This window comes from Actinoallomurus acanthiterrae, assembly GCF_054775715.1.
Map to the genome: position 1 here is coordinate 10,107,765 of NZ_BAAHCO010000001.1, position 21,469 is coordinate 10,129,233.

General features: G+C 73.1%; 19 protein-coding genes. 8 read left to right on the top strand and 11 right to left on the bottom strand.

The window, feature by feature from the left end; genetic code table 11:
• Positions 1-157: 157 nt before the first annotated feature.
• Both ACYVF7_RS47670 and ACYVF7_RS47675 read right to left on the bottom strand, forming a co-directional pair.
• Positions 158-1,804: a hypothetical protein gene (locus ACYVF7_RS47670; protein WP_460352813.1), complete on the bottom strand. Its 1,647-nt coding sequence runs from the start codon at positions 1,802-1,804 to the stop codon at positions 158-160.
• Between the two features lie 92 nt (positions 1,805-1,896).
• A complete protein-coding gene (locus ACYVF7_RS47675) occupies positions 1,897-3,381 on the bottom strand; it encodes a DUF2079 domain-containing protein (RefSeq protein WP_460352815.1) in 1,485 nt (494 codons plus the stop codon).
• Positions 3,382-3,554: 173 nt separating this feature from the next.
• On the opposite strand from ACYVF7_RS47675, the gene ACYVF7_RS47680 reads away from it, so the two are divergent.
• Positions 3,555-4,112 (top strand): RNA polymerase sigma factor, encoded by a 558-nt coding sequence (locus ACYVF7_RS47680; RefSeq protein ID WP_460352817.1) that lies wholly within the window; start codon positions 3,555-3,557, stop codon positions 4,110-4,112.
• Positions 4,109-5,035 (top strand): hypothetical protein, encoded by a 927-nt coding sequence (locus ACYVF7_RS47685; RefSeq protein WP_460352818.1) that lies wholly within the window; start codon positions 4,109-4,111, stop codon positions 5,033-5,035. Before ACYVF7_RS47680 ends, ACYVF7_RS47685 begins: the two co-directional genes overlap by 4 nt.
• A gap of 100 nt (positions 5,036-5,135) precedes the next feature.
• Here the strand turns inward: ACYVF7_RS47685 and ACYVF7_RS47690 are convergent, their stop codons facing one another.
• Complete coding sequence (locus ACYVF7_RS47690; protein WP_460352820.1) at positions 5,136-5,840, bottom strand: GntR family transcriptional regulator; 705 nt, start codon at positions 5,838-5,840, stop codon at positions 5,136-5,138.
• Positions 5,841-6,021: 181 nt separating this feature from the next.
• On the opposite strand from ACYVF7_RS47690, the gene ACYVF7_RS47695 reads away from it, so the two are divergent.
• From ACYVF7_RS47695 to ACYVF7_RS47715, 5 genes are read left to right on the top strand one after another with little or no spacing between them, the layout of a single operon-like run.
• On the top strand, positions 6,022-7,305 hold the full coding sequence (locus tag ACYVF7_RS47695) for an MFS transporter (RefSeq protein ID WP_460352822.1): 1,284 nt from the start codon (positions 6,022-6,024) through the stop codon (positions 7,303-7,305).
• Positions 7,302-8,147 (top strand): putative hydro-lyase, encoded by an 846-nt coding sequence (locus ACYVF7_RS47700; protein WP_460352824.1) that lies wholly within the window; start codon positions 7,302-7,304, stop codon positions 8,145-8,147. The genes ACYVF7_RS47695 and ACYVF7_RS47700 overlap by 4 nt, the downstream gene beginning before the upstream one ends.
• A 2-nt stretch (positions 8,148-8,149) precedes the next feature.
• Complete coding sequence (locus tag ACYVF7_RS47705; protein ID WP_460352826.1) at positions 8,150-8,911, top strand: LamB/YcsF family protein; 762 nt, start codon at positions 8,150-8,152, stop codon at positions 8,909-8,911.
• An 11-nt stretch (positions 8,912-8,922) separates the two neighbouring features.
• Positions 8,923-9,537 (top strand): 5-oxoprolinase subunit B family protein, encoded by a 615-nt coding sequence (locus ACYVF7_RS47710; protein ID WP_460352827.1) that lies wholly within the window; start codon positions 8,923-8,925, stop codon positions 9,535-9,537.
• The gene (locus ACYVF7_RS47715; RefSeq protein WP_460352828.1) at positions 9,534-10,388 is read left to right on the top strand and encodes a 5-oxoprolinase subunit C family protein; all 855 of its coding nucleotides are present in this window, start codon (positions 9,534-9,536) and stop codon (positions 10,386-10,388) included. Before ACYVF7_RS47710 ends, ACYVF7_RS47715 begins: the two co-directional genes overlap by 4 nt.
• 43 nt (positions 10,389-10,431) lie before the next feature.
• Here the strand turns inward: ACYVF7_RS47715 and ACYVF7_RS47720 are convergent, their stop codons facing one another.
• The 7 genes from ACYVF7_RS47720 to ACYVF7_RS47750 form a co-directional block, all read right to left on the bottom strand.
• Positions 10,432-11,382 (bottom strand): electron transfer flavoprotein subunit alpha/FixB family protein, encoded by a 951-nt coding sequence (locus ACYVF7_RS47720; protein ID WP_460352830.1) that lies wholly within the window; start codon positions 11,380-11,382, stop codon positions 10,432-10,434.
• Between the two features lie 11 nt (positions 11,383-11,393).
• Entirely contained in the window at positions 11,394-12,173 is a 780-nt protein-coding gene (locus ACYVF7_RS47725) for an electron transfer flavoprotein subunit beta/FixA family protein (RefSeq protein ID WP_460352832.1), read from the bottom strand.
• 200 nt (positions 12,174-12,373) lie between these two features.
• The gene (locus ACYVF7_RS47730; RefSeq protein ID WP_460352833.1) at positions 12,374-13,993 is read right to left on the bottom strand and encodes a serine/threonine-protein kinase; all 1,620 of its coding nucleotides are present in this window, start codon (positions 13,991-13,993) and stop codon (positions 12,374-12,376) included.
• 63 nt (positions 13,994-14,056) lie between these two features.
• A complete protein-coding gene (locus ACYVF7_RS47735) occupies positions 14,057-14,719 on the bottom strand; it encodes a hypothetical protein (protein ID WP_460352835.1) in 663 nt (220 codons plus the stop codon).
• 285 nt (positions 14,720-15,004) lie between these two features.
• Positions 15,005-16,636, bottom strand: coding sequence for a serine/threonine-protein kinase (locus ACYVF7_RS47740; protein WP_460352836.1), 1,632 nt, complete (start codon positions 16,634-16,636; stop codon positions 15,005-15,007).
• 30 nt (positions 16,637-16,666) lie between these two features.
• Positions 16,667-18,307 carry a serine/threonine-protein kinase gene (locus ACYVF7_RS47745; RefSeq protein ID WP_460352838.1) on the bottom strand — a complete coding sequence of 547 codons (1,641 nt, stop codon included), beginning with the start codon at positions 18,305-18,307 and terminating at the stop codon, positions 16,667-16,669.
• A 55-nt stretch (positions 18,308-18,362) separates the two neighbouring features.
• Positions 18,363-19,166 carry a serine/threonine-protein kinase gene (locus tag ACYVF7_RS47750; RefSeq protein ID WP_460352840.1) on the bottom strand — a complete coding sequence of 268 codons (804 nt, stop codon included), beginning with the start codon at positions 19,164-19,166 and terminating at the stop codon, positions 18,363-18,365.
• 195 nt (positions 19,167-19,361) lie between these two features.
• Between ACYVF7_RS47750 and ACYVF7_RS47755 the strand changes: the two genes are divergently transcribed.
• Positions 19,362-20,831: a hypothetical protein gene (locus ACYVF7_RS47755; protein WP_460352842.1), complete on the top strand. Its 1,470-nt coding sequence runs from the start codon at positions 19,362-19,364 to the stop codon at positions 20,829-20,831.
• Between the two features lie 68 nt (positions 20,832-20,899).
• Here ACYVF7_RS47755 and ACYVF7_RS47760 read toward each other — a convergent pair whose 3' ends face one another.
• On the bottom strand, positions 20,900-21,427 hold the full coding sequence (locus ACYVF7_RS47760; RefSeq protein ID WP_460352844.1) for a YbaK/EbsC family protein: 528 nt from the start codon (positions 21,425-21,427) through the stop codon (positions 20,900-20,902).
• Positions 21,428-21,469: the final 42 nt, after the last annotated feature.

Sequence of the window (21,469 nt, forward strand, 5' to 3'; positions counted from 1 at the left end):
CTCGGTGTTCCCCCAAGATCGAATAGACCCCGGAAGACTGCCGGAGCGGTCAGATCGCGTCAACCGAAACGTCGGAATTGGCTGGTGTTTCGCTTGCGGGCCTCGGCCGCCGGGGATCGCGCCGTACGGCCGCGATCCCCGGCGGCCGGTCGTTCCGTCAGCGGACGCCGTAGGCGCGGATCACGGTCTGGTCGACCACTCCCGCGACGGCGGTGCGCAGTGACACGTAACCGGACGACGGGTTGTGGACGGTCCCGGTCCACGCCGTGCCGTCCTTGTGCAGCGCGACGTCCTTCCAGGTCGCGCCGTCGTCATTGGAGACCCGCAGCGTCGGGGTACCGTCCGTGCCGTCGGGCACGACGGTGACGACCTGGTCCGCGCCGGCCTTGCCACGGCTGTTCTCGTCCAGCGCCGTGCGGTAGCGGAGCGCCGGCAGTGTCACCGTGGGGCTGCCGTCCACGTTGAGGTTCCAGACGTCGCGCTGCGCACTGGCGAGATCGGACCAGGGGGCGGAGCGCTTGGCCTCGACCGTGAGCGTGTACTTCCCCGGCGCGGGCGCGGTCCAGTCGCTGCTCCTGCCGGGGTCATCGCTGGTGGCCACGACGTTCCCGGCGGCGTCACGCAGGGTCGAGATGCCCGTCATGTGCGCGTACGGCGCGCTTCCGCCCTCCGCGTCGGCGGTGGACAGCATCCGCAGGACCATGGCCGGCTCCCCGTTCGGGCCGTTGGCGCTCCAGTGGATCCAGCCGGCGGACGGGCCGAGCGGCGCGGCGCTCCATGCCCGCGTGTACGACCCGGCGCGCGGGAAGCTCACGGTACGGCTCCGGAGGTCGGTCTCGTCGAATCCGAACCCGCAGTCGGTGCCGGTGACCATGTCGTCGACCGACCAGTTGAGTCCCGGCGTGAAGTACTCGGTGCGTGTCGTCGGCAGCGACCCGATTCCCGTGTAGTTGGTGACGCTGAGCCCGGTGCCCCAGTCCACCCCCGCGTGGGTTCCGCCGCAGGCCGGGCCGCCCTCCGACGCGTACGCGGTCCGCGCGGTGGCCAGCGTGCTCGTCCGGGCCCGCAGGGCCGGGTCGGCGGGAATGCCGGGCAAGGCGGCGCCGAGGTTGTACACGTAGGGGCTACCGCTCTCGGCGCCCTTCCTGGTCAGGATCGCCTGGAGGCGGTAGGTGAGCCCGCCGTCGGTCCCGGTCGGCGTGATGTAGTAGTCCGGGCCCCCGTCCAGTACGGTCACCTCCGGTCCGGATCCGAGGTCCTGGGTCAGCTGGTAGAAGAAGTCCTTCACCCCCGCGTCGGCGCGGTCCACGGACGCCGTGGCCGGCCGTCCCTGCCGGGCGTCGAGCGTGAGGGAGGTGTCCCCGGTGATGGAGACCTTCGACCGGTACACGAGGGTGGTCGACGTGGCGCCGTCCTTCTCGGGCGTCTTGACGATCACTCGCACCGCGTAGTCGCCCGCGGGGATCTCGCCCTCCAGATGCCCGTCGACCGGCTTTCCGCTGAACCAGTCTCCTCCGCCGAACGCCATGAAGGTCACCGAGAACACGTTGTCGGCCGTCGGCGCGGCACCGTTGCGGTCGAGGACGTCGACCTTCACGGTCGGCGTCGGCCCCGCGAACTTGCGGCTGCCGAGCGGGATCGCCTTGCGTATCGGCTTGCCGGTGACGATCTTGCTCTTGAGGTCGCGCGCCTTACCGGCCGGCGAGGACGTGACCGGCCGGGGCGCGGCATGGGCCGCCTGAACCGTACCGGCGGAGAGGGCGGCCATGGCTCCGAGGGCCACGGCGGCTCTGACGAGTGCCAAAAGATCTCCTTCGAGGGAGCGGGACCGTCACGGCGACGGCCTCCGTCCCATGGGTGTCCGGCACCTCGTCCGGCATTTCACCGCCTGAGCGGTCATTCCCGGCGCAGGAGGACGTGGCCGCCGGCCCTGGCGACCTCGCCATAGGCGACCCTCGGGTGAAGGGCGTGTGCGGCGCCGACGGGATCCCCGTCCCCCGGCAACCTCAGGGAGAACGTGATGTAGTCGGGTGCGATGCCCTTCGTGTCGCCGAGCCAGTACACGGTCGTACGGCGGGTGAGCCGGCTGATGGGGAGCACATCGGACTCGACGGTCGCGCCGTCGGGAATGCGGAGGAGCAGTTTCTTGACCGCGGTGGTCCGGGCGTCCACGCGGTAGACCCCCCAGTGCAGCAGGCCTCCGAGCGGGAGCGTCGTCGTGAGCGCGAGGGCGGCGACCGCGACGGCGGCGGGGAGCCGGGATGCGTAGGCACGCAGCCACGGCCGCGTGCCCGTACGGGCGCGGTCCCGCGCGACGGCGTCCACGAGCGCGAGGAGGACGATCGGCATGAGGACGGCGCTGTAGTGCCAGTCCAGTCCCCAGTAGTGGTCGTCCTTGGCGGCCAGGCGCCAGCCGATCGTCGGCAGGGCGGCGAGGAGCAGCGGGGAGCGCAGCGCGTACAGGCCACTGGTGGGCACCAGGATCCACAGCACGGTACGGACGGCGATGCCCGGCGGCACGTGCCGGGAGCCGGACACGCCATGACCGGTGAGCTTCTGCCAGTACCCGTAGTCGCCCGCCGTGCTGAACGCCGGAATGATCACTGTGAAGGCGAGGACGCTGATCACGGCGCCGAAGACGGCCAGTGCGACCGCGCACGGCAGGACACGGGAGCGCGCGGCGTCCCGCCGGGCCCGCACTGCCACGACGCACCCCATCGCGGCGGTCGTCAGCCCCATGTCCTCCTTGACGAGGACCAGCGGGAGCGCCCACGCCATCGCCGCCCACCACCGCCCGCGCAGGACGGCCTCCAGGGAGAAAGCGAGGAGCGGCATGGCGAACGCGATCTCGTGGAAGTCGAACTCGACCGCGCGCTGGACGCCCCAGGACAGGCCGTAGGCGGCACCGATCGCCACCCCCTGGCCGCGCCCGAGGAACCGGGCGGCGACGCGGGTGATCGGGACGGCGGCGAACGCGAACAGCGCGGCCTGGGCGACGAGGAGCGTGACCGGAGTGGGGAAGACGCGGTAGAACGGCGCGATCAGCGCGATGATCGGGCTGAAGTGATCGCCGAGGATGTTCGCGCCGGGGCCCTTGAGGTCGACGATCGGGGCGCGCAGATGCGCGTACCCGCGGATCGCCTGCTCGAAGATCCCAAGATCCCAGGACATCATCGCCATGCGCCGGTACCGCACGAGCGACAGCGTCGCGTACGCGACGAAGAGCACGGCGGCCAGCCAGTACGGGTCCCAGCGCGCCTCCGCCCAGCGCCGGCGGGACACGCCGGCGTCCCCAGGGGGCCGCTCCGCCGGACGCGCGTCCTCGGAGCCCTCCCACGCAGCCGCTCCCCCGCCGGCCCCCTCCCACAGGGCCGTCCCCACACCAGCTCTCCCGATCGCCACAGGTCCCCCTCTGTCACTCGGACCCACGATGGACCCCAACAGCACCTGTCCCGAATTAGGCGATCATTTCGCGAAATGCTACGGGTCGACCGGACACGTCCGAGGTGACCGCGCGCATCCGCGGGCCGGCACCGACCGAGAGGAGAGAGTCCTTGGGACCTCTCGACGAGAGAAGGCGAAGATTCGAGGAGATCTACGCCGCCTGCCATGACCCGGTCCTCGGGTACGTCATGCGCCGCACCGAGGACGGTCACGACGCCGCCGACGTCCTCGCCGAGACCTTCCTGGTCGCCTGGCGGCGGCTCGACGAGATCCCCGCCGGGGACCGGGCGCGCCCGTGGCTGTTCGGCGTGGCGCGCCGGGTCCTGGCCAACCACCGGCGCGGCGAGCGGCGGCGCACGGCCCTCGGCGACCGGCTGCGGACCGAACTCGGCGACGCCGTCCGGGCCGCCGATCACCGCATCGAGTCCGGCGCGGTCGCGGAGGCGTTCCGCAGCCTGTCCGACGACGACCGGGAGCTGCTGTCCCTGGTCGGCTGGGAAGGCCTGGACGCCGGTCAGATCGCGACCGTGCTCGGCTGCTCCCGCAACGCCGTGCGCGTCCGGCTGCACCGGGCGCGCAAGCGATTCGCGCGCGAGCTGAAGGACAGGGGCGCCAACGCGGAGTCGCATCTGCGCCGAGCGCGGATCGCGAAGGAAGAGCACGTATGAACCACGACAAGCTGATCAGGCAGCTCGCGCCGATCACCGACGAGGAGGCCGCTCGCATGGTGAGTCCGCAGGCCAGGACCGAACTGGCCGAACAGATCACCGCCACCGCCGTTCCGGCGGGACACCGGGCCCGGCGCGGCCGGAGACTGATCGTCGGCGTGCCGCTGGCCGTCGCCGCGGCCACCGCCGCGATCGCGGTCGCCGTCACCTCCGCGGGCTCCGGCGGCACGCACACGACGCCCACGCCGTCACAGCGCGCGAGCAGCGGGCCCGTGAAGGTCCAGCTGGCGGCGCTGACCTTCTCGACCCAGGGAAAGTACCTGGTGGTCAAGGTCAAGGACCCGCTGGCCGATCCGGCGCGGTACCAGAAGGAGTTCGCCGCGCACGGCATGGACATCGACCTGAAGCTGGTCCCGGCGTCTTCGACGATCGTCGGGACGGTGGTGATGGCGGACGGACCGCTCGAGACGATCACCGCGCGCGGTCGGTGCCACACCGGGGGCGGCGGTGACGCCTGCCCGGTCGGCGTGAAGATCCCGCTCGGCTTCAAGGGGCACGCCCAGGTCGTCTTCGGGCGTGCTGCCAGGCCCGGCGAGCACTACGACTCCTCCGCACCGGCCGACGCTCCCGGTGAGGTCATGCACGGGATGACGTACCGCGGGCGTACGGTCGCCGAGGTCCTGGCGATGCTGAGGAAGCGGCATGTCACCGTGCCGGAGTACCGCTACATGGGTGCCGACGGCGACAGCGCGCCGTACCAGAACGGCGTGCCCCCGAACGAGGTGAAGCCGGGCTGGTTCGTGCACGGCGCCAGCCTGTGGGCGCAGAACCAGGTCCTGCTGGTCGTCGGCCCGACGCGCGAGATCCACGACAATCGCACGCCGGTTTCGGTCTCCCCGGTTCCGACGCCGACGGCGAAGTGACGCTCCCCGAACACGGCGACGCCCCGGCGGTCCTCCGCCGGGGCGTTCCCGTGCGCGCGGCCGCTCCGCTTCGAGGAGGTACGGCCGCGGCGGCAGGCGATCAGCCGGTGAGCAGAGAGTAGGCGCCGACGAGCTGGCGTTCGGCCTCGGTGAGATAGCCGCGCAGCATCGCCTCGGCCCCGTCGTGGTCACGGGCCTCGACGAGCTTCAGGATGTCGCGGTTCCGCGCCAGATAGGGCTCGTGGAAGGTGCGTGGATCGTTCATGACATGGAAGACGAGGCGGAGCTCCGCGAGGACCTGACGCATCATCTCCTCGAGCCGGGCACTGCCGGCCAGCTCGACGACGGCCTGGTGGAAGCGCATGTTCGCGGTGCCGACGGCGAGCCAGGTGTGGTCGGCCGCGGCGCGCTCGCCGGCGTCGACCGCCTCGCGCAGGTGGCGGAGCGCGGGGGCGGGCGCGGTATCGGAGTGGCGGATCGCGGTGCACTCGACCAGCCGGCGGACGCGGAACAGGTCGACGACGTCGTCGACGCTCAGCTCACGCACGAAGACGCCGCGGTTGAGCCGGTGGTCGAGCAGCCGCTCATGGGACAGGAGCCGGAACGCCTCGCGCAGAGTGTTGCGGGACACGCCCAGGGCGGTGCCGATCGTCTCTTCGACCAGCCGGTCACCGGGCCGGAAGAGACCCTCGGTGATGCGGTCGCGCAGGATGGCCGCCACACGCTCGGTGGTGCTGATCCGGCTGAGCAGCGACCGGTCGCGGGTCAGGCTCTCCGTGACCGCGTCAACGCCTTCAGGGGGCATCCGGACCGCCCTCTCCATCGTCACCCGGACAGAAAGATCTTACCACAAGAGTCTTGTCGGATTGTTCAACAATCTCTATGTTGAACGAAACCGTCCGTCCTCGCGGGGGCCGGGACGGAGACGAACAGGGCGCCGCGTCCGGCACAGGCCCGGTGTCCGCGACATGACGGTGAGGTATGTCATGGCGACATCGTCCGCATCACAAGAAGCGACCGACCGGCGAGAACACGACCGGGGTGCCGGGGCGTTCGCCTGGTACCGCACACTCGGCACCCCCGGTCGCCGTGCCTTCAAGGGCGCCTACCTCGGCTACGGCCTGGACTCCTACGACTTCTGGGTGCTGCCTCTCGGCCTGACCGCGATCGCCGCGACCTTCGGCCTGTCCAAACCGCAGACCGGCATGCTCGCCACCACCACGCTCGTCTTCTCGGCCCTCGGCGGCATCGCGGCCGGAGTCCTCGCCGACCGCGTCGGCCGGGCGCGGACCCTCATGGTCACCGTGATCGCCTACGCCGTCTGCACCGCGCTGTGCGGGCTGGCGCCGAACTACCCGACCCTGCTGGTCTTCCGGGCCCTGCAGGGGCTGGGTTTCGGCGGCGAGTGGGCGGCCGGAGCGATCCTCGTCGCCGAGTACGCGGCGGCACGCCACCGAGGCCGGGCGGTCGCGATGGTGCAGAGCGCCTGGGCGGTCGGCTGGGGCGCGGCCGCCCTGATCTACACGGCGGTCTTCGGCCTGGTGGACGAGAAACTCGCCTGGCGGCTGCTCTTCATCACCGGCGCCCTCCCCGCGGTGCTGGCCATCTACGTTCGCCGCAGCGTCACCGACGCCCCGACCTACACCGCGGAACGGCGCACCGAGGGCCGCGGCTCCCTTCCCGCGATCTTCGGCCGGGACCTGCGGAAGAAGACCTTGTTCGCGGTCCTCATGAGCACCGGGGTCCAGGGCGGCTACTACACGCTGGCCACCTGGGTGCCGACCTATCTCAAGACCGACCGGCACCTGTCGGTGGTCGGCACGGGCGCCTACCTCGCCTTCCTCATCACCGGGGCGTACGCCGGGTACCTCACCGGCGGTCACCTGACGGACCGGCTCGGCCGTAAGCTCACCATCCGCCTGTTCGCCGTGCTCAGCGGCCTGCTCATCGTGGCGTACACGCAGCTGCCCGCCTCGGCCAACGACTACATCCTGGTCCTCGGGTTCCCCCTCGGCTTCTGCTCATCGGCGATCTTCAGCGGCTTCGGGTCCTTCCTGTCGGAGCTGTACCCCGGCCGGCTGCGCGGCACCGGCCAGGGTTTCACTTACAACGTGGGCCGTGGCGTGGGCGCGTTCTTCCCCACGGCGATCGGGTTCATCGCCACCCGGTACGGCGTCGGCGGTGCGATGGCGTTCGGCGCGCTGGCCTACGTGCTGGCGTTCGCGGCGCTGTTCGGCCTGCCGGAGACGCGCGCCCAGGAGCTGTCGTGAACCGCCTCGCCCGAAGCCGCGCGCGGAGGGACGACACGGCTGCGCTCGCCTTCACCGCACTCGAACGCGAATCCGACCCGGCGGCCGCGCGGGCACGGTTCCGCACCGGGTTCGTGGCCCCGACCGCCGGCTGGGCCCCCGGTCACCTCCAGGCCAACCTCGTGGCGGTCCCCGAGGAGCACGCCCACGACCTCCTGCTGTTCGCGCAGCGCAACCCGAAGGCCTGCCCGCTGCTGGACGTCACCGAGCCCGGGCGCCCGGAGACGGTCCTCGCGCCCGGCGCCGACCTGCGCACCGACCTGCCCCGGTACCAGGTGTGGCGGAACGGCCGGCCCGCCGAGCAGGCCGAGGACGTGACGCACCTGTGGCGTGACGACCTCGTCGCCTTCCTCATCGGCTGCAGCTTCACGTTCGAGGCGGCACTGGCCGGGGCGGGAGTGCCGGTGCGCCACGTGGAGCAGGGACGGAACGTGCCGATGTACGTGACGAACCGGGCCTGCCGCCCGGCCGGACGCATCCGCGGGCCGCTGGTCGTGTCGATGCGCCCGATCCCGGCCGGGCTGGTCGCGACGGCCGTCCGCGTGAGCGCGGCGGTTCCGGCCGCCCACGGCGCGCCGGTCCACGTCGGCCACCCGGAGGGGCTGGGCATCACCGACCTGTCCCAGCCCGACTTCGGCGATGCCGTCGACATCCGGGCCGGCGAGGTGCCGGTCTTCTGGGCATGCGGTGTGACGCCGCAGGCCGCCCTCATGCGGTCCCGGTTGCCGTTCGCCATCACCCACAAACCGGGGCACATGTTCATCACCGACGTCTCCCAGCAGACCCTGTGGGCCGAGGGGTGAGCATGCCGGATCGCGTGATCGACCTCAACGCCGACCTCGGTGAGGGGTTCGGCGTCTGGAAGAGCGACGACGACGCCCTGCTCGACGTCGTCACCAGCGCCAACATCGCCTGCGGGTTCCACGCCGGTGACCCGCCCACGATGCGGCGCGCCTGCGAGCGCGCGGTCGCCCGCGGCGTCCGGATCGGCGCCCACGTCGGCTACCGCGACCTCGTCGGCTTCGGCCGGCGGCGGATCGACGTCGAGGCGGACGACCTCGTCGACGACGTGCTCTACCAGATCGGCGCCCTCGACGCGTTCGCCCGCGCCGCCGGCGACCGGGTCCGCTACGTCAAGCCGCACGGGGCGCTGTACAACACGATCGTCTCCGACGGCTCCCAGGCCGCCGCGGTCGTCGAGGCGGTGCGCCGCCACGACCCCGCCCTCACGGTGCTGGGTCCCCGCGGCTCGCGGTGGCTCGACCTCGCCGCGGCGGCGGGGCTGGCCCTGAGCACCGAGGGATTCGCCGACCGCGCCTACCGTTCGGACGGGCGCCTGGTGTCGCGTCGGCTGCCCGGGGCGGTCGTCGACGATCCCGATGAGGTCGTCGCCCGGTCGGTCCGGATGGCCGTCGAGGGCACGGTGGCGGGGGTGGACGGCACGGCGGTGACGGTGACGCCGCGCTCGATCTGCGTGCACGGCGACACGCCGGGCGCCGGCGCGCTGGCGAGCCGGGTCCGTGACGGCCTGCGCGCCGCGGGTGTCGACGTGCTCCCGTTCACATGAGCGGGCCCGGCATGCGCGTGCTCCGCTGCGGCGAGCGGGCCGTACTGGTCGAACCCTCCGACCCGGCCCAGGTGCCGGGCCTGTGCGACTCCCTCCGGCGGGACCCGCCGGAGGGGGTGACGGAGACGGTGCCGGCGGCCTCCACCGTGCTGCTCCGCTTCGACCCCGCCGTCACCGACGCCGACCGGTTGAGCGCGGAGATCGGCGGCCGGGCCGTCGCCGTGTCCGGCCCGCGCGTCGCGGAGACGGTGACGGTGCCGGTCCGCTACGACGGGCCGGACCTGCCGGACCTCGCCCGCCTGACCGGCCTGACCGAGCGGGACGTCATCGACCGGCACACGGCGGCGGAGCACACCGTGGCGTTCTGTGGTTTCTCTCCAGGGTTCGCCTACATCGGCGGGCTACCGCCGATCCTGCGCGTGCCGCGCCACGACACTCCCCGTACGGCGGTGCCGGCCGGCGCGGTCGCGGTCGCCGACCGGTTCACCGGCGTCTATCCGCGTCCCTCCCCCGGCGGGTGGCGCATCATCGGCCAGACCGACCTGCCGGTGTGGGATCTGGAACGGGACCCGCCGATGCTGCTGCGGCCCGGCACCCGCGTCCGGTTCGTGGAGGTCCGTACGTGATCGAGGTCGTCTCCCCCGGCCCGTTCGCCACGGTCCAGGACCTGGGGCGTCCCGGCCTGGCCGAGATCGGTGTCGGCGAGTCCGGGGCGGCCGACCGGTGGAGCCTGCGGCTCGCGAACCGCCTGGTCGGCAACCGGGAGGGGGCCGCCGGAGTCGAGTTGACCTTCGGCGGGCTGGTGGCCCGGTTCCGCCGGACGACGGTGATCGCGTTCGCCGGCGCGTCGTGCCCCGTGCGTGTGGCCGGCCGGGCGACCGGCATGTTCGCGCCGATCCACGTGAGGGCCGGCGACGAGGTCCGGGTCGGCGTGCCGGCCGACGGCCTGCGCACCTACCTGGCCGTCCGCGGAGGCGTCGACGTCCCCCCGGTGCTCGACTCCCGGGCCACGGACGTGCTGTCGGGGCTCGGCCCGCCGCCCCTGGCGCCGGGCCGGATCCTGCCGGTCGGCGGACAGGCCGAGGGCCCGATCACCGTGGACCTCGCGCCGCAGCCACACCACCCGGAAGAGCCGGTGCTGTCCGTGATGCCCGGTCCGCGCGACGACTGGTTCGCTCCCGAGGCCCTCACCGCGCTGTGCTCCGCACCGTACGAGGTGTCGGTGGACAGCAACCGGGTCGGCATCCGACTTCGCGGGCCGGTCCTGCGGCGACACGCGGTCCGTGAACTGGACCCGGAGGCGATGGTGCCGGGCGCGTTGCAGGTGCCGCCCGCCGGGCAGCCCGTCCTGTTCCTCGCCGACCATCCCCTCACCGGCGGCTACCCGGTCATCGGGGTGGTCGCCGAGGCCGACCTGCGCCTCGCCGCGCAGGCCCGGCCGGGCGGGCGCCTCCGCTTCCGACTCAACCCGAGATGAGAGACGCCCCGGCGATACCGCCGGGGCGTCCGTCAGGCAGACGCTACTTGCGCTTGGTGATCTCTTCGGTGAGCGCCGGGGCGACCTGGAACAGGTCGCCGACAATGCCGTAGTCGACCAGCTCGAAGATCGGCGCCTCGGGGTCCTTGTTGATGGCGATGATCGTCTTGGAGGTCTGCATGCCGGCCCGGTGCTGGATGGCGCCGGAGATGCCGACCGCGATGTACAGCTGCGGCGACACCGTCTTGCCGGTCTGGCCCACCTGGAAGGTGTGCGGGTACCAGCCGGCGTCGGTCGCGGCACGGGAGGCGCCGACGGCCGCGCCGAGAGAGTCGGCCAGCTCCTCGATGAGCTTGAAGTTGTCGGCGCCGCCGACACCGCGGCCGCCGGAGACCACGATCGCGGCCTCGGTCAGCTCCGGCCGCTCGCCCTTCTCCTGGACGACCTTCTCGACGACCTTGGCGGCCTTGGCCGCGTCGGACAGCGTCACCGACACCTGCTCCTCGGCCGGGGTCGACGGCGCGGCCTCGGGAGCGGTGGAGTTCGGGCGTACCGCGATGATCGGTGTGCCCTTCGACACCTTGGCGTGCGAGACGATCGCGCCACCGAAGATCGAGTGCTCGCCGACGAACCCGTCCGCGACGTCGACGACGTCGGTGAGCACGCCCGAATCGATCTTGACCGCGAGGCGACCCGCGACCTCCTTGCCCTCGGCCGTCGCGGCCACGAGCACCGCGGCCGGCGACCTGTCCGCCACCAGCTGCGCCAGCAGCTCGGCCTTGGGCGCGACGACGTAGGAGGTCAGCTCCTCGTCGGCGGCGACGTAGACCTTGGCCGCGCCGTACTCGGCGAGCTTGTCCTTGGCGCCTTCGTAACCCGGGCCGATCCACACCGCCGCCGCGTCGCCGTGCCGGCGCGCGAGCGTCAGCAGCTCGAAGGTGACCTTCTTGACCTCTCCGTCGACATGGTCGACGAGGACGAGAATCTCCGCCATTTCCCCGCCTCTCAGATGAACTTCTTGGACGCGAGGAACTCGGCGACCTTCACGCCGCCGTCGCCCTCGTCCTTGACGATCTGGCCCTTCTCGCGCGGTGGCGCGTCGGCGAAGTCGACGACCTCGGTCGAGGCTCCGGCGAGCCCGACCTTGGCGGCGTCGATCTCGGCGTCCGCGACGGCGAGCTTCTCGACCGGCTTCTTCTTCGCCGCCATGATCCCCTTGAAGGAGGGGTAACGCGGCTCGTTGATCTTCTCGACGACGCTCACGACCGCGGGCAGGCTCGCCTCGACGCGGTCGAAGCCGTAGTCGGTCAGCCGCTGCGCCTTGAGGGCGGATCCGTCGATCTCCACCTTGTTGGCGAGCGTCACCTGCGGGACGCCGAGCCGCTCGGACAGCATCGCGGCCAGCACACCCGTACGGGCGTCGGTCGACTCCGAGCCGAGGATGACGAGGTCGAAGCCGATCTTCTTCAGCGTCTGGGCGAGCGCGTACGAGGTCGACAGCGCGTCCGAGCCGTGCAGCGCCTCGTCCGACAGGAACACGGCCTTGTCGGCACCCATGGCCAGGGCCTTGCGGATCGACTCCGACGCCTTCTCCGGGCCCATGGTGAGGACGGTCACCTCACCGCCGTGGGCCTCCTTGATCGTCAGGGCCTCCTCGACGGCGTACTCGTCCAGCTCGTTGATGACCCCGTCGGCGTTCTCCCGATCGAGGGTCTTGTCGTCGGACCGCAGCTTGCGTTCGGTCGCCGTGTCGGGGACCTGCTTCACGCAGACGACGATGTTCATATGGTGTCCGCCCTCCCTGCAAACTTCATCTACGCGCTCCTCCGGCACGACGGGCGCCGCCCCTGCGGGCGACGCGGGCTGATGCGTTGGACGCCCTTAGCCTGCCAAACACCCGAAGGTGATTCGGCCTCGGGGGCGTCCCATGCATCGCCCCCGATGTTACCCACGGGTAGCCGCCACGCAAACTCCGCACTCCCGGCTCACGGCGCCGTCAGCGGCCACCATGCCGGAAACGGGATCCCGACGGCCACCAGTGCCAGCGCCCCGGCCCCGAGAACGGCCACGACCAGGCGCGCCGCACGGCGCTCACTCGCGTAACGGGCGCGCAGGACGCTCGCCACGACCGCCAGCACGCCCAGCGGAAGCGCGAGGGCCCGTTCGCGCGGCACGACGGACCACCAGGTGACCACCAGCACCGCGGCGTAGCCGACGACCAGGGCCACGAGCAGAGCGATCAGCCGGATCACCGTCTGCGCCGGGACCGCGACCAGCGCGCCGAGACCGGCCCGCAGCCGTGCCAAGCGGCCCACCCTCGCCGCCGTCCGGCGGCGGGCACGGGCGATGGCGTCCCAGGTGTACCCGGCGGCGGAGCCCGACAGGATCGTCGCCACGGCCAGGACCGGCAGCGCGTAGCAGGCCGCGGGAACGCCAAGAGCGAGGACTCCGCGCAACAGCCGCCCTGACAGCCGGCGCGGCGGCTCGGCGGGCTCCTCCACCAGGGCGCCGTCCGCCGCCGCGGCGGGGACGCCCTCGCGGGCCGCGTCTCCCCGCCCCTGCGGGCCACGACCGTCGCTCGCCCTGCCCTGCTGCGCGCGCTCGCCCGGCGATCGCTCACCTGGCGACCATTCGTCCGCCGACCACTCGTCCGGCAGGCCGCCGCCCGGCGCGCGCTCCCCCGGCGCGCGGTCTCCTGGCGTGTTGTCTCCCGGTGACCGCTCGTCCGGCAGACGGCCCTCGCCCGGCAACCGGCCGGCCGCCGGGCCGCGCTCGGTAGGAGGCCGCCGGGGAGCAGTGACGGGCCTCGGGCGGCCCCGCAGGGCGGCGAGCACCTCAAGGAGATCGCCGGTCCCGGGGCGCGACTCAGGATCGAGCGAAAGCGCCTCCTCCAGCGTCGCCCGCAACTCGCCCGGCACGCCGCGCAGGTCGTGCCGGCCCCGGAGCACGCGGGAGAAGATCGCCTGCGCGGGCCCTGGACCATACGGCGACCGGCCGGTGGCCGCGAACGCGACCGTCCCCGCCCACGAGAAGACGTCGGCCGCCGGCCCCGCCCGTTCCCCGTCGAGGATCTCCGGCGCGAGGTATCCGGGCGTGCCCATCGCCGCCCCCGTGCGCGTCAGCCGCGTCGCGTCCAGCACGTGCGCCAGGCCGAAGTCGATGACGACCGGGTCGCGGTCGACGAGGATCACGTTGGCCGGTTTCAGGTCCCGGTGGACGACACCCGCCGCGTGGATCACGTGCAGGGCGCGGGCCAGTCCCCGCGCCACCATCAGCTGCGCCCCGACGCGCAACGGCCCCTCGGCGCGTACGCGGAGGTCGAGGGAACGGCCCTGGATGTACTCGGTGACGATGTACGGCCGGCGCCCGGCGAAGTCGGCGTCCACGACCTCGGCGACGTACACGCTGCGCACCCGCCGCATCGTGTCGACCTCGCGGGCGAGCCGCCGGCGGGCCAGCGCGTCGCGGGCGACCGCCGGGTGCAGGATCTTGACCGCGACCGTGCGGCGGTCCGGGGTCAGCGCGAGGTGCACCTCGCCCATGCCACCGACACCGATCTCCTCCAGGAGCCGGTACGGACCGAGACTCTCGCGCAGGGACGTCATTGGGGGGTTCCGCGGTGGACGGGCTACCGCATGATCGTAAATGTCGGCCCGGCGGGCCCGCCGTCACGACACGCGCTGCTGGATCGAGTCCTGGAAGCGGGACAGCTCCTGAGCGATGGAGTTCTCCAGCTCGTACATGGGGGCGAAGGTCGGTTTCAGCACGATCGCGGCGGCCAGGACGGCGAGCGTCACGACGCACAGCACCGCTCCGACCACGGCGATCCGGCGCGGCCCGGACGCCAGCGCGACGAACACCTGGACCAGGTGACGGCGCGGCACCCGCACACCCGGCGCCGCGAGCAGGACGTACGCCGCGGCCCCGGCGCCCCAGGCCGCCCCCACCAGCGGAGCGACCTGAACGTCGATCGCCGACGTGGCCATGATGGCCATCGGCACGACGACCGCGAACACCGCGGCGTACGGCACGGTGAGGAGCGTCCCGGCGAAGCCGCGGACGAGGTCGAGGGGCGCGGTCAGCGGGCCGACCACGAGCCGCAACAGCCCGCCGTGGTGCCGCCGCGCGTGCACCTGCCCGGCGCGCAGGTAGGACGCGCACGCGAGCGCCAGCAGCAGCCCGAAGAACGGCATGATGACGCTGAGCCCGAAGACGATCGCGACGACGAGGTACGCGAAGAGGCGTGACCATCCCTCGACGACGGCGTCGACGGTCTCATCGCCCGCGAGCGGCCGCTCGGAGACAGCCCCGGAGGTGTCATCCCACGTCATCGGTGCGCGGCGCGGCCCCGGCCGCCGGGGCCGGAGGAACGCCGTCCCTCCTCGGAATGTCGCTGTGGTCCCCGCATCGGGCGGACGTGCCAAAGGCAACGCCACACTACCGCGCCGCGCGGGTGCCTCCGGCGTGATGCGACCGGCGCCGCGCACTTTCACCGAGCACCTGCCGACGGCGCCCGACGTGCGGCCTCGGCGAGCCCTCGCGAGCCTGCCGCAACCCCATGAGCCTGCCGCACCCCCGCGAGCCTGGCGAAACCCCGCGAGACCGCGGTCCGGGCGTCACTGGTGCAGAAGCGCGGCGATCCGTTCGGTGAGCTGGACCAGGACGTCGGCCCGGTCGCCGATCGGCCACCAGCGCGGCCTCAGCGCCCACCCGGCCGCCATCGCGAGGGACGCGGCGCCGGCGAGGAAGAACCCGACCGCGGTGGCGTGCCGCCGGCTCTGGGCCACCGCCGAGAGCAGGCGGACCAGCTGGCGACGCGGGGCCATGACGCCGGGCCCGGCCAGGATCACCCAGGCGAACGCCGCCGCGCCCCACCGGATGACGGCGTCGGGCCACTGCTCGCCGTGGGTGGCGGTCCAGACGAGCAGGGCGAGCCCGGTCACGGCCGCCGCCAGGGCTGCGTAGAGCAGGGCGGGGATCAGCGCCGAGGTCGACCGTCCCAGGGATCCGGGCACGCGGAAGGGAACGAGGACCAGGTCTTCGGCCCCGCGTACCGGCACCCGCCGGGAGCGGACGGCCGAGTCCCCCGCCCGCAGGTACCAGACGGCAGCCACCACCGGCAGGCCGACGACTGGGGCGACGGCACAGGCCGCGACGGCGGTGACGATCGCCAGGTAGGCGAGCAGCTTGTACCAGCCCAGCGCCACGCGCGGCGTCCCGGAAGGGGGGACCGTCCCGTGCGGCGGGCTCGCCGGGACCGGGCGAACGCCCGTCGCGGCAGGTCCTTGAGGCGTTCCCTGTCCGGTCTGTGAGTCTCCGGCGGACCCGCCGGTCGCGGGAGCCCGGGCGGACCGGGGTGTTCCGAAGGAGCCGTGGGGTGCCCCGGCGGCATCGGGCGGCGCGACGGCCGGGCCGAGGGCGGTGGGCGCGATCGTCGGCGGCGCGCCGAGGTCGAGGGCGAGGACCCGTTCGACGAGCTCCGCCGCCAAGGGCCGGTCCTCCGGGTCGCGGGCGAGCGTCTCCCGCAGCAAGGGCTCGAGGGACGGGGGCACGCCGTTCAGGTCGGGGTTGCCGGACAGGATGCGGGCCAGCACCGACTCGATGGATCCGCCGCCGAACGGCGCCCGCCCGGTGGCGGCGAACGCGACGGTCGCGCCCCAGCCGTACACGTCGACGGCGGGGCCGGGCGGCTTGCCGTCGATGACCTCCGGGCCGAGGTAGCCGGGTGTGCCGACGACCATGCCGGTCTGGGTGAGCCGGGTGGCGTCCGTCGCGTGCGCGATGCCGAAGTCGATGACGACCGGCGCGCCGTCGACCATCATGACGTTGTTCGGCTTGAGGTCCCGGTGCACGACGCCAGCCCCGTGGACGGCGGTCAGCGCCTCGGCGAGGCCGACCGCCACGCGCGCCAGCGGGCCGCCGGACAGCGGCCCGGCCGCCCGGACGACGCCGTCGAGCGGGTGGCCGTCGATGAACCGGGTGACGATGTAGGGGCGTTCGGCGGCGACGTCCGCGTCGAGGACCTCGGCGACGTACGGGCTGCGCACCCGCCGCATCGTGTCGACCTCGCGGGCGAGCCGCCGCCGGAAGGTGGCGTCCTCGGCGTACTCCGCCCGCAGGACCTTCAGGGCCACCTCGCGGCCGGCGTCGTCGACGGCCCGGTGGACCACGCCCATGCCGCCTTCGCCGAGGGTCGCCGTCAGGCGGTACGGGCCCACCTTCTGCACCTCGGCGTCCTCCACTGGCATTCGGTTCTTTCCTTTTCGGGGCGTCCCGGATCAGCCGAGCAGGTCGCGGAGGCCGGACCGCAGGGTGCGCAGGCTGCTCGTGATCGACGGGGAGTCGAACGGCCGCAGGTCCGGCGTCTGGCCGAGCGCGAACGACACGAGCAGGAAGACGACGAATCCGATGACGGCCAGGGCGATCAGGGCCTGCGTCCTCCTCGGGAGGACGGACCCCCAGAAACGGGCGAGCTGACGGCGTGCGGGCTCGCTGCCCGGCCCGAGGCACTGGACGATCACGAACGCGGCCGTGGCGAGCGCCACCGCCCGGGGGATCGTCAGCCCGGCCTTCGCGCCGAGGCCGAACAGCAGCACGACGACGCCGGCGATGATCGCCAGCGGGCTGACCAGCAGCATGCCGAGCGCCGCCCGTACCGCGGAGAACGGCGACTTGACGATCACCGCGGCGATGTCGCCCGACCGCGGCCCGCGCCGGGTCCGCTTGGACGTGAGGTCCTGAGCGCCGCGGTCGGCGGTCCGCAGGACCAGCAGGGCGAGCAGCACGACGATCAACGCGATGGCGGGCGTCACCACGGACAGTCCCACCGCTCCGACGAGAAGCAGCAGGCTCAGGAAGCGGTAGACGCCGAACGGCTTCGGCTCGTCGGGCCGCGGCGGCTTCGGGGCGCGCTGTTCGTACCGCGCGGGCGGCGGCTGCTGCCCTTGCGGCCCGTACGGGGGCCGGGCGTACGGCTGCTGCGGCGGAGCGGGAGGCGGCGCCGGCGGCAGCTGCCCCCTGAAGTCACGCGGATTGGCCGGGCGCGCCGGCGGCGGTGCCGAGACGGCGGTGAGCCGCTTGGTCTGGGTCGACGGCGGGTCGACCAGGGTGCTGTTGACGTCGATCCGCTGGGCGAGCTGCACGAGGGCGTGCGCGGTCGGCCGCTCGGCGGGGTTGCGCGCCATGGCCGCGCGGACGAGCGGCAGCAGCGGATCGGGCACGCCGTCCAGGTCCGGCCGTCCCTCCATGATCTTGTAGAAGATCGACTCGAACGTGCCGCCGCCGAACGGCGCCCGCCCGGTCGCGGCGAAGGCGAGCGTGCCCGCCCAGGCGTGCACGTCCGCGGGCGCGCCGGCGTCATCCCCCTCGATGATCTCCGGGGCGAGGTAGCCGGGCGTGCCGATGACGAGCCCGGTCGCGGTCAGCCGGGTGGCGTCGACGCCCTGCGCGATGCCGAAGTCGATGACGACCGGCTCGCCGCTCTCCAGGAACATGACGTTGCCCGGCTTGAGGTCCCGGTGGACGATGCCGGCGTCGTGGATGGCGGCCAGCGCGGAGGCCAGCCCTCTCGCCAGCCGCTGCAGCCGGTCCCCGCGCAGCGGCCCGTTGTCGCGCACGAACTCCTCCAGCGTGCGCCCGGGGACGTACTGCGTGACGACATACGGCGGCTCGGCGGTGACGTCGGCGTCGACGATCTCCGCGACGTGCTGGCTGTGCACCCGGCGCATGGAGTCGACCTCACGGGCCAGCCGGCGCAGCGCCGTCTGGTCGGTCGCCACCCCGGGCCGCAGAACTTTCACGGCGACCTTGCGGCCCATGGGGTCGGCGGCCAGGTGCACGACCCCCATCCCGCCTTCCCCGATCTTCTCGAGTAGGCGGTATCGGCCGATGCTCTCCCCGGACGTCTCTACCCCCTCCATAGATCCGTCACGATACCTGGGCATGTGTTTCCTCATGGAATTCCCGCGGAACCGGTCACGCCGCCGAGACCGGCCGCCGCTCGGTGAGGCGGTCCACCAGCCACGACGCGGCGGGACGCGCGGCGGGGTCGCGGACCAGGGCGTGGCGTAGCAGCGGCAGCAGGCGCTCCGGGACGCCGTCCAGGTCGGCGGCGCCCCGCAGCACCCGGAAGCAAATGCCGTGCAGCGACCCGGCGCCGAACGGCGGGCGGCCCGTCGCCGCGTACGCGACCGTCGCGGCCCAGGAGAACACGTCGGACGCCTCGGTGCAGCGACCGCCGTCGATCAGCTCGGGCGCGACGTAGCCCGGCGTCCCGGTCAGCACGCCCGGCTGCGTGACCTGCTCGGCCCCCGTCTCCTGCGCGATCCCGAAGTCGATGATCTTCGGGATCCCGCCCACGACCATGACGTTGCCCGGCTTGAGGTCCCGGTGCAGCACACCGGCCCCGTGCACCGCCGCCAGACCGTGCGCGAACCGGCCGGCGAAACCCCACAGCGCCTCCTCCCACAACGGCCCGTACATCGTCACGAGATCCCGCAGGGGCACACCCGCGACGTACTCCGTGACCAGGTAGGGGCGTTCGCCGTCCAGGCAGGCGTCGAGCGCCTCGGCGACGTACGGGCTGCGCACCCGGGCCATCGTGCGGGCCTCACGCCCCAGGCGGCGGCGCACGGCCGGATCGTGCGCGACCTCCCGGCGCGGCTCCTTCACCGCGACAGTCCGCCCGAAACGGTCCATGGCGCGGTACACCACGGACGTGGCCCCCTCACCGACCCGCTCCAGCAGCTCGTACGAGCCCAGCGGCGCAAGCCCCGACACGTTCATGTCGGTTTTGACGCCGATTACGGCGCGAAGGTTCCAGCTCGGCCATGAGCGCGATCCGACCATCGGCGGAGGGCCGCCGTTCACCCGTCGGTCACCTCCGGCTCACGAGTACGCACAAATGTTTGCGGATTAGGGCGGGCTCGGCCGTCGCTCGGCGGAGGGGGCGGGAATGATCGGGGTGGTAGTGCGGTGACCACATGGGCGATGCCGGAGCCGCGCGACCTGATACGGCGTCCGGCCGCATGGCTGATCGCCGTCGCCGTGCTCCTCGCGGCGGTCGACTTCGTCGTGGTCGTACGCCACGGCGACGTCGGCTGGGACGAGGCGCTGTACATCACCCAGGTCAGCCCGCGGGTCCCGGCGGCCTTCTTCGACGCGCCGCGGGCCCGCGGCATCACGTACCTGATCGCGCCGGTCGTCTGGGTGACCGCGTCACTCACGGCGCTGCGCGCGTACCTCGCGGTCATCGGCGCCGCCGCTGTCGTGCTCGCCTACTGGCCCTGGCTGACGCTGACCTCGCGCCGCGCGGTCGTCCCGCTGGCGGCACTGCTCTTCAGCGGGCTCTGGATCACCGGCTACTACACGTCGCAGGTCAGCCCGAACTTCTGGGTCGCCGTCGGCGGGGTGGCTCTGGCCGGATGGTTCGTCCGCTACGCGGTCGCGGGCGGGCGGACCGCCTTCCTCGGGATCGTCGCCGCGGCGGCCCTCGTGGCGCTCATGCGGCCGGGGGACGCGGCGTGGGTCGCGCTGCCGTTGCCGATCGCGGCGGTGGCGGTCCGCCGGTGGCGACGCCCCGCCCTGCTCGTCGCCCTCGTGGCAGGTCTCGCACTCGGCGCCGCACAGTGGATCACCGAGGCGTACCTGCGCTACGGCGGGCCCCTGGAACGGCTGAGGGCCTCCAGCGCCATCGAGGGCGGCATCGCCTGGCATCCACGGGGCGTGCTGTACGAGCTGTACGCCGTCAACGGGCCCCTGCTCTGCCGCCCCTGCGGAGGAGGCGTCGAGCACCCCTCGCTGAGCCTGTGGTGGCCCGCGATCCCCCTGCTCGTGGCCGGCGGGCTGGTCCTGGCGGTCCGCGCCCGCGCGGCCGGGCCGGCCTCCGTCGCGGCCGCCTGCGGCCTCTCCGCGTCGGTGCCGTACCTGCTGCTCCTGGGGTACGCGGCGCCACGGTTCCTGCTGCCGGTCTACGCGCTACTGGCGTTGCCCGTCGCGGAGTTCCTGGTCAGACTGCCGACCTCCGTTCCACGGCTGCGGACGCCCCTGACCGTACTGGTGTCGGTGGCCGTCCTCGCGCAGGTCGGTTCGCAGGTGCTGCTCCTGTCATGGGAGACGCGCGACAACGCGGTCCAGCGCCTCTCGTACGTCCGCGGCGCCACCGCGCTGCGGCATCTGGGACTGCGTCGCCCCTGCCTGCTCGCCGGGCCACGCGCGGTGCCGATCGCCTTCTACCTCGGCTGCCGAACCGACGCGACGAGCGGAATCCTGAAGTCGACGACCGTGACCGACTTCCTCGACCGCGCTCGCCGGGCACCCACCGGCATCCTGGCCCACGGCACCCGGCCGCCCCGGTACGCCGCCTCCTGGGTCGCCCATCCCCTGTCGGGACTCGGCCACGGCTGGGTGGTCTACCTCCCGCCCTGGTTCCCACCCCAGCGCTGACTCCCGAAGACGCCGGAACGGGTGCGCGACCGCGGCGGGCCCCTTCCCTGGCCGCTTGAAAAGACGCCTCAGCGGGCGAGGCCCTCGATGACCTCGCTCTGCTCGATGCCCGCGAGCGCCGTCCCGGGGACGACCAGCTTGGAGCGCCGTACGCCGCTGCCGACGACCACGTACGGCGTGTCGACGACGGCCCGGTCGACGAGCACCGGCCAGTCGGCGGGCAGGCCGAACGGCGTGATCCCGCCGTACTCCATGCCGGCCTCGGCGACGGCCTGCTCCTGCGGGGCGAACGACGCCTTCCGCGCGTCGAGGCGGCGCCGGACGACGCCGTTGACGTCGGCGCGGGTGGTGGCGAGCACGACGCAGGCGGCGAGCCGTACGTCACCGCCCCGCTTGGCCGCGACGATAACGCAGTTGGCCGACGTCTCGAGCGGAGCGCCGTACCGCTCGCAGAACGCGGCCGTGTCAGCCAGCTCCGGGTCGATCTCCGTGACCTGGAAGGCGTCCTCGCCCTTCCACCCGCGGATCGCCTCGACGACGGGCGGCGCGAGCAGGTCGGTACGGTCGAGGGCGGGCTCGAGCGACAGTCCCCACATGCGACGCCACTCTACCGACCGTGATCCGTGGTGCCGCCCGGT